This window comes from Mesorhizobium sp. B1-1-5, assembly GCF_006443065.1.
Lineage (GTDB): Bacteria > Pseudomonadota > Alphaproteobacteria > Rhizobiales > Rhizobiaceae > Mesorhizobium.
In genome coordinates this window covers 1-1,657 of record NZ_VFWS01000306.1, presented here as the reverse complement: position 1 = coordinate 1,657, position 1,657 = coordinate 1, and the positions used below count along the sequence as shown (strand labels likewise).

At 65.4% G+C, this 1,657-nt stretch carries 2 protein-coding genes; one reads left to right on the top strand and one right to left on the bottom strand.

What is annotated here, in order from left to right; all coding sequences use genetic code 11:
• Positions 1-123 precede the first annotated feature (123 nt).
• Positions 124-1,161 carry a 2-dehydropantoate 2-reductase gene (locus tag FJ980_RS30710; RefSeq protein WP_140547326.1) on the top strand — a complete coding sequence of 346 codons (1,038 nt, stop codon included), beginning with the start codon at positions 124-126 and terminating at the stop codon, positions 1,159-1,161.
• A gap of 73 nt (positions 1,162-1,234) precedes the next feature.
• On the opposite strand, the gene FJ980_RS30705 is transcribed toward FJ980_RS30710, so the two are convergent.
• On the bottom strand, positions 1,235-1,612 hold the full coding sequence (locus tag FJ980_RS30705) for a DUF805 domain-containing protein (RefSeq protein WP_181181362.1): 378 nt from the start codon (positions 1,610-1,612) through the stop codon (positions 1,235-1,237).
• Positions 1,613-1,657 lie beyond the last annotated feature (45 nt).

Below are 1,657 nucleotides of genomic sequence, written 5' to 3'. Positions count from 1 at the left end.
AGCGATAGTCGAAAGCTGAAGGCCTGTCACGGCCAGACGTAGGGGCCAGTCCTATGACCGGCGATACCGCCGACATTATGGTTTTCATGTCGTATAGTCGTGGGCCCGGTGCGGAGCGACTGGATGGCAAACGGGGACAAGAGAATCGTCATTGCCGGCGCCGGCAGCATCGGCTGCTATGCCGGCGGCTGCCTGGCGCTCGCCGGGCGCCAGGTGATTCTGCTTGCCCGGCCGCGCATCGAGGCGGCTCTGCGGCAAGGCGGATTGCGGGTCAGCGACGTTGAGGGCCGCGACCGGGGCCTCGAGCGGCAAGCGCTTGCCGTCACCACAGATCCAGCCGCCGCCTTGCCGCAGGCGGACGTGATCCTGGTCACCGTCAAGAGCGGCGCGACGCGGGAAATGGCTTCGCTCATCGCCGCACATGCCACGCCGGACGCCGTGGTGGTGAGCCTGCAGAACGGCATCGACAATGCCGACAGGCTGCGCGCCGGTGTCGACGGGCGAACAGTGCTGGCGGGCATGGTGCCGTTCAATGTCGTGCAATCGGCCGACGGCGAATTGCCGCTTCGTGTCCACCGCGCCAGCGACGGCAAGGTCATGATCGAGGACAGCGATGCCGGTCTGATCAGCCTTCTCGGCGTCGAAGGGTTCCGGGTTGAAGTCCATGCCGACATGAAAGCCGTGCTGTGGGGCAAGCTTTTGATGAATTTGAACAATGCGCTGGTGGCGCTTTCGGGCCTGCCGCTGGCGAGCGAGCTTGCCGACCGGCGCTGGCGGCTGATCCTGGCAAGACAGATCGACGAGGCGCTCCAGGCCATGAAGGCGTCGGGCATCGAGCCGGCGCGGATCGCCGGCTTGCGGCCGGCGCTGTTGCCGATAGAGCTCCGCCTCCCCGATTGGCTGTTCATGCTGCTGGCGAGGCGGATGCTGGCCATCGACCGGGAGGCGCGTTCCTCCATGTGGGACGATCTGCAGCGAGGCCGGCCGACGGAGATCGGCGATTTGCAAGGCGCCGTTCTTCGCCTGGCGCAAGAAGCGGGCACGCCGGCGCCGACGGTCCGGCGGATCATCGCCCTGGTGCGTGCAGCGGAAGCGGCCGGCCGCGGATCGCCCGGTTTCGGCGCGGATCAGGTCGCCGCGCCTGAAGCGCGTCGCGTCTGAATGAATTCAGGCGACGCGGATCAGGCCTTCATTTTCATGCATACCGTCAGTAGCGTATCGCGATGATGGGCGCTCAGGGTTCGGCCGGTGCATTGGTGCGCTTGCAATAGCGGTTGGGTCCGGGCTTGCCCGGAAACAGGCAAAGCACGACGAAGGCGACGATCGAGACGACCGGCACGAACAGGATCAACGCCGCGATGCCGGGCTTGTCGAGGTCGTGCAGCCGCTTCACCGCCAGTGCGATGTTCGACCACAGCGAGGCGATGAAGGCGATGAATAAGACGAACGACCACATGTTGCTCTCGGGCGAGCCTTCCGGCACCAGCGTGAAACGATAGAGCGGGAAGGCCTGGATGATGGCCACGAGCAGCCCACCAAGAAAATCGGCCGCGCGGCTGACGCGGCCCGATGTCTTGAAGAAAAGCCAAGTAAGGTTGGATCTGTCAGGCAAGCGGGTCCCGTCCAGATTGAGTGCCCCCCTGGGCGCCTTCGATAA